At 54.3% G+C, this 5,587-nt stretch carries 3 protein-coding genes and 1 pseudogene; 2 read left to right on the top strand and 2 right to left on the bottom strand.

Going from position 1 to position 5,587, the window contains the following annotated elements; translation table 11 throughout:
• A pseudogene (tuf, locus tag R3196_RS10635) lies at positions 1-141 on the top strand (elongation factor Tu); the annotation flags it as partial.
• A gap of 92 nt (positions 142-233) precedes the next feature.
• Here tuf and glsA read toward each other — a convergent pair.
• Complete coding sequence (gene glsA / locus R3196_RS10630; protein ID WP_318936749.1) at positions 234-1,190, bottom strand: glutaminase A; 957 nt, start codon at positions 1,188-1,190, stop codon at positions 234-236.
• Positions 1,191-1,207: 17 nt separating this feature from the next.
• Positions 1,208-4,039, bottom strand: coding sequence for an excinuclease ABC subunit UvrA (gene uvrA / locus R3196_RS10625; RefSeq protein WP_318936748.1), 2,832 nt, complete (start codon positions 4,037-4,039; stop codon positions 1,208-1,210).
• A 115-nt stretch (positions 4,040-4,154) separates the two neighbouring features.
• On the opposite strand from uvrA, the gene R3196_RS10620 reads away from it, so the two are divergent.
• On the top strand, positions 4,155-5,546 hold the full coding sequence (locus tag R3196_RS10620; RefSeq protein WP_318936747.1) for an MFS transporter: 1,392 nt from the start codon (positions 4,155-4,157) through the stop codon (positions 5,544-5,546).
• The last annotated feature ends 41 nt before the right edge of the window (positions 5,547-5,587 follow it).

Here is a 5,587-nt window from a genome sequence, read left to right as displayed (position 1 = left end):
GAAATGGTTATGCCTGGTGACAACCTGAAGTTTGTTGTTGAACTGATCCACCCAATCGCAATGGACGAAGGTCTGCGCTTCGCAATCCGTGAAGGCGGCCGTACCGTTGGCGCTGGTGTTGTATCTAAAATCATCAGCTAAGCTAGTAGCCCGTGGTTCTGCCACGAGTGAAGCTAAGAAAAAGGGAGCCTCGGCTCCCTTTTTTATTGCCCCCGTGGTAGAACCACGGGCGACTAATACACTGACAATCCGAGGCGGTTGGCGAAGTGGCGGATCATAGCCATGGCCCGTGCCGGGTTGCCGAAGCTGTTAAGAGGCGGGCTCCAGGCGCTGATGACGCCGTAATCCGGAACGATTGCCACCATACCACCGCCAACGCCGCTTTTGGCTGGCAGCCCCACGGTAAAGGCAAACTCACCCGACTGATCATACATACCGCTGGTACTCAGCAACGCGTTAATGCGCTGCGCATCGCGATGGGACGTGATTTTCTCGCCGCTGCGTGGACAAACCCCGCGGTTAGCCAGAAACGCCAGCCCGCGCGCTAAATCTTCCGTGGACAGTGTCAGTGAACATTGCCAGAAATAGTGATCCAGGACTTCGGTCACGTCGCTGTTGATATTACCGAAGCTTTTCATCAGGTAAGCAAGCGCTGAATTACGGCTGCCGTGGGTTTTCTCTGATTCATGGACGCGCGAATCAGCAAGAATACCTTCATTATTGCAAAGTGACCGCACCATATTGAGCAACGCCGATTTACTGGTCGAATAATGGCTTACCAGTACGTCGCTGACCAGAATAGCACCGGCATTAATCATGGGATTGCGTGGTATGCCTTTTTCCCATTCCAGCTGCACGATTGAATTAAACGGCTGCCCCGATGGTTCCATCTGAACCCGCTGCCATAATTCATCGCCAACCCGATCCATGGCCATCATGAGGCCGAATATTTTCGAAATGGACTGAATCGAATACACGGTTTCGGAATCACCCACTGAGGTAATTTTACCGTCGAGGGTGGCTACGGTCAGCGCGCAATAGTTTCGGTCGACCTCGGCCAGCGCCGGGATATAGTCAGCGACCTTGCCTTCATCTGTTTGCAGCGCCTCTTGCAGGATCTCTTCCAGGAGTGGCTTAAGATCCTCCGGTGCCTGAATCGACTGGCCGCCACTGATAACATCCTGGGTCATGTTCATGCTCCGCCGGCTCAGGTGCGCTTCAACAGAGGCGCCAGGAAACGTGCCGTATGCGAGCGCTCACATTTAACAATTTCCTCGGGCGTACCTGCAGTAAGAATTTCGCCACCACCTGAGCCACCTTCCGGACCTAAATCAACAATCCAGTCAGCAGTTTTAATCACATCCAGGTTGTGTTCAATAATCACTATGGTGTTGCCGTGGTCACGCAGGCGGTGAAGCACCGTCAGCAGCTGCTGAATGTCATGAAAGTGCAGGCCGGTAGTCGGCTCATCTAAAATGTATAAAGTCTTACCAGTGTCGCGTTTGGACAGCTCACGGGACAATTTAACCCGCTGTGCCTCACCACCGGACAAGGTGGTCGCCGACTGACCAAGCCGGATATAGCTCAGGCCGACATCCATCAGAGTTTGAAGCTTCCGGGCAATGGCTGGCACCGGCGCGAAAAACTCATGAGCGTCTTCGACAGTCATATCCAGCACTTCATGGATGCTCTTGCCTTTGTATTTAATCTCAAGGGTTTCGCGGTTATAGCGCTTACCCTTACAGATATCACAAGGTACATAAACATCCGGCAGGAAGTGCATTTCGACTTTGATCATGCCATCGCCCTGGCACGCCTCGCAGCGTCCGCCGCGCACGTTAAAGCTAAAGCGGCCGACTTTGTAGCCGCGAGAACGCGATTCTTCAGTGCCTGCGAAAAGCTCGCGGATTGGCGTAAAAATACCGGTATAAGTGGCAGGATTTGAACGCGGAGTACGGCCGATTGGGCTCTGATCGATATCGACTACCTTATCGAGATACTGCATCCCGTCGATCTCACGGTGGGCTGCAGGTTCTACCACAGTGGCCTTATTCAGTTCGCGATGGGCAATGCGGAACAGGGTATCGTTAATAAGCGTCGATTTACCCGAACCGGACACGCCGGTGACGCAGCTCATCAGGCCGACCGGTAGTGCCAGATCCACATCTTTGAGGTTGTTACCGCGGGCGCCGTTTAACTTAATCCAGTGCTTGCCAGGCTTATTGCGCTTTGCCGGCACTTCAATTTTTTTACGGCCAGACAAATAGTCCGCTGTAAGTGAGCGCTCACAATCGAGGATTTCTTGATAGGTGCCCTGCGCCACCACTTCGCCGCCATGAATACCGGCACCAGGGCCAATATCGATGACATGGTCGGCAGCACGGATAGCCTCTTCATCATGCTCAACCACGATCACTGTATTACCCAGGTCGCGCAGGTGGGTGAGGGTGCCGAGCAAGCGTTCGTTATCGCGCTGATGCAAGCCAATGGATGGCTCATCGAGTACGTACATCACGCCCACCAGGCCGGCGCCAATCTGGCTGGCCAGGCGGATGCGCTGGGCTTCCCCACCGGAGAGGGTTTCGGCGCTGCGCGACAGGCTCAGGTAATTCAGACCAACGTTCACCAGAAAGCCCAGCCGGTCGTTAATCTCTTTGAGAATCTTTTCGGCAATCTGGGCGCGCTGCCCCTCAAGTTCCAGTTGCTGGAAAAACTCCAGCGCATCACCAATGGATTGTTCAACGATCTGTGGCAGTGTAGTGTCATTCACGAACACATAACGCGCTTCCTGCCGCAAACGGGCACCGCCACAGCTCTTACACGGCTGGGCCGCCAGATATTTGGCCAGTTCGTCGCGCACCGCCTGCGAATCGGTCTCACGATAGCGCCGCTGCATGTTCGGAATTATACCTTCAAACGGGTGCTTACGAACCACCCGATCGCCGCGGTCATTCAGATAGACGAATTCAATTTTTTCATCGCCACTACCGTATAGCAGCTTATCGCGGTGTGCCTGGCTGAGTGAGTTAAAGGGCTTATTCAGCTCAAAACCATAGTGCTTGGCCAGCGACTGCAGCATCTGATAATAGTAAAAATTGCGCTTATCCCAGCCGCGGATCGCGCCGCCGGTAAGACTCAGGTCGGGGTTGGCCACCACCCGGTCAGGGTCGAAGAACTGCTCAATACCTAAGCCGTCGCACGAGGTACAGGCGCCGGCCGGGTTATTAAACGAAAACAATCGGGGTTCGAGTTCCTGTACGCTGTAGCCGCAATGGGGGCAAGCGAAGTTGGCCGAGAAAATCATGGTCTCCAGCGTGGAATCTTCATCCATTGGCGCCACCAGCGCCGTGCCGCCACTAAGTTCCAGTGCCGTTTCAAATGATTCGGCCAGGCGAAGCTCCAGACCTTCACGAACCTTAATACGATCAACCACCACTTCGATGGTATGTTTCTTTTGTAGCTCAAGCGTAGGCGGATCGCTTAAATCGCAAAGCTGCCCATCAATGCGGGCCCGGATAAAGCCTTGGGCGGCGAGGTTCTCAAGCACCTTAGTATGCTCACCCTTACGCTCCTGGATAATCGGAGCCAGCAGCATCAGCTTTTCGCCTTCGGGTAATTCCAATACGTGGTCAACCATCTGCGATACCGTCTGCGCCGCCAGCGTAACGTTATGGGTCGGACAGCGCGGCTCGCCAACCCGGGCAAACATCAGCCGCAGGTAGTCATAAATTTCGGTAATGGTACCAACAGTGGAGCGCGGGTTATGGGATGTTGATTTCTGTTCAATGGATATTGCCGGCGACAGGCCTTCGATGCTGTCCACATCGGGCTTTTCCATTAACGACAGAAACTGCCGGGCGTAAGCCGACAGGGATTCGACGTAACGACGTTGACCCTCAGCGTACAGCGTATCAAAAGCTAAGGAAGATTTGCCGGAACCGGACAACCCCGTGATCACGATTAGCTGGTCACGGGGAATCGTCAGTTGCAGGTTTTTAAGGTTATGGGTGCGGGCTCCGCGTACTTCAATTTTATCCATAGTTAACTTTCGACTCCGGTTGCTAAATCAACATCAAACCAAACGAGCATTATCGCACAGGCGACACCTTCTGGTACAATCAGCAGCGATTTTCATTATTGGCCATGGGAATAAAATGTCATCACCACCCAGCGAACATCGCCTGACCTCAATTGAGCGCCGCGCCTCAGGGGCCCTAGCGGCGGTCTTTGGATTACGGATGTTAGGGCTGTTTTTGATCATGCCGGTTATAGCTATTTATGGTAGAAGCTACCCGGACTACACGCCAGTCTTAGTCGGTCTGGCAATCGGAGCCTACGGGCTCACCCAGGCACTGTTGCAGATCCCGCTGGGGATGTTGTCGGACCGTATTGGCCGCCGGCCAGTCATTGTCGGGGGCCTGGTGGTATTTGCCATCGGTAGCCTGGTGGCGGCCGCCGCCGATACCCTGACCGGGGTGGTGATCGGGCGCGCATTGCAGGGTACGGGCGCTATTGCCGCCGCGATTCTGGCGCTGGCTGCCGATGTCACCCGTGATTCACAGCGACCGAAAGTAATGGCGCTGATTGGTATGTGCATCGGTTTATCTTTTGCGATAGCGCTGGTGCTGGGTCCTTTGTTAGGTCAGTACATCGGTTTATCTGGTCTGTTCGCGTTTACTGCAGTGAGCGCCGTCGCTGGCATTCTGGTGCTGCTGATTGCGGTGCCAGAGGTCAAAGCACGCAGTGCTAAAGGCGATGTGCTGCCGCTGCGCGGCGAACTGAAAAGTCTGCTGACCCACGGGCAACTGGCGCGACTCAATGCCGGCGTATTTGTATTGCACTGCATCCTGACGGCATTTTTCGTGGTGGTGCCGGTGCAGCTGGTTGCCGGTGGACTTGCCGCTCAACAGCACGCCTGGCTTTATCTGCCGGCGCTGCTGGCTTCTTTTGCGCTGATGATACCTATGTTGATCCGCGCTGAGAAAAAACGTCAGCAACCATTTTATTTCCGCGTCGCCATTGTTCTGTTGATAACCGCCGTGGCCATTATCGGATTTATTCCGGCGCACTGGCTGTACCTGGTGGCAGCCATTGTCGTATTTTTCACTGGCTTTAATTTCCTCGAGGCTAACCTGCCATCATCGCTCACACGGTTCGCGCCCGCGGGGCGTAAAGGCAGCGCCAGCGGTATTTATGCGACTGCACAGTTTTCAGGGGCCTTTGTCGGAGGCTTGAGCGGAGGGCTGATGCTGCAATATTTCGGCTTAATGGGCATTGGGATTTTCTGCGTGGTGCTGCTACTATGCTGGTTCCTGATAACGGCCGGCATGCAGCCGCCGCCACAATGGAAAAACCTTAGTTTTACCTTGCACACTCTGAAGCACGAGCAGGTTGAGCAGCTCGCTGCGGCGCTCGCTGAGGTTAACGGTGTGGAGGAAGTCCGGATTGTGCCGGCAGAGCAAACTGCCTATTTAAAAGTGCATAAAACGGATTACAATGAACAAGCTATAAAGGCGCAGCTGGCGCCCTATCAGAACAACCAATAAAGGAGACCGGCATGGCCAGTCGCGGTATTAACAAAGTTATT

It is taken from the genome of Pseudidiomarina sp., from assembly GCF_033722695.1.
Lineage (GTDB): Bacteria > Pseudomonadota > Gammaproteobacteria > Enterobacterales > Alteromonadaceae > Pseudidiomarina.
This window is presented reverse-complemented; position numbering and strand designations above follow the sequence as displayed.

What these genes read in the sequence shown, in the direction of transcription:
- glsA (WP_318936749.1), bottom strand. Translation starts at nt 1,190, where the DNA reads ATGACCCAGGATGTTATCAGTGGCGGCCAGTCGATTCAGGCACCGGAG.
- uvrA (WP_318936748.1), bottom strand. Translation starts at nt 4,039, where the DNA reads ATGGATAAAATTGAAGTACGCGGAGCCCGCACCCATAACCTTAAAAAC.
- R3196_RS10620 (WP_318936747.1), top strand. Translation starts at nt 4,155, where the DNA reads ATGTCATCACCACCCAGCGAACATCGCCTGACCTCAATTGAGCGCCGC.